Genomic DNA, 804 nt, shown 5'->3' with positions numbered 1-804 from the left:
AAGCCTATGTTATTCGCTGGGGAGAAGGGTCAATTCTTGTCATCGATCCAAGCGTTACTGATAGCTCGTCAGATGATTTCGTATTAGATAGTATTGATATCAGTCATTATGATGAAGACGGCCTCCCGAATGCTTCTGCTGCATTGATCCATGAAGACGTATTGTATGTTGTCACTCAGGGACTTGATAGCTCGTATGCGCCGACTCAAGCCTACCTAATCGCAATTGATACACTGACTGACGCAGAAGTGTCAATTGGTACTGGTGAACTAGATGGCTTAGAGCTAACCGTTAAGAACCCAATTGAAATAGACCTTTTTGCAGGAGATTTATTCATAACAGGAGTGGGGCGTTATGCTTCGGGTGACCGTGCTGCTGAGTACACAGGTGGTATTGAGAGGATTGACCTTGATACGCTGAGCTCGTCGATAGTTGTGAACGACTAATTGAGTAAAGGTTAAGATATGACCACACTGATGATACAAGGCACCACTTCAGATGCGGGTAAAAGTACCTTAGTGGCTGCTTTGTGTCGTTGTTTGGTGAGGCGCGGCCATAAAGTGGCGCCTTTTAAGCCTCAGAATATGGCGCTCAACAGTGCTGTTACGGTTGATGGTGGCGAAATAGGGCGAGCGCAGGCATTGCAGGCGCACGCTGCTTGTGTTTTGCCGACAACGGATATGAATCCGGTTTTGTTGAAGCCTGAAACAGATATCGGTGCGCAGGTGATTATTCACGGTAAGTCCAGAGGCAACATGTCTGCGACGTCTTACCATGAATATAAACAGGTTGCGATGGCTGCGG

General features: G+C 47.0%; 1 protein-coding gene and 1 pseudogene. Both read left to right on the top strand.

Annotated elements, in window-relative coordinates:
• Positions 1-446 (top strand): hypothetical protein (locus A3735_RS30005; RefSeq protein ID WP_197485559.1); only part of this gene is annotated, 446 nt, incomplete at its 5' end.
• A gap of 18 nt (positions 447-464) precedes the next feature.
• Positions 465-804 (top strand): annotated as a pseudogene (locus A3735_RS00920) (cobyric acid synthase CobQ); the annotation flags it as partial.

This window comes from Oleiphilus sp. HI0061 (genome assembly GCF_001635675.1).
This window is presented reverse-complemented; position numbering and strand designations above follow the sequence as displayed.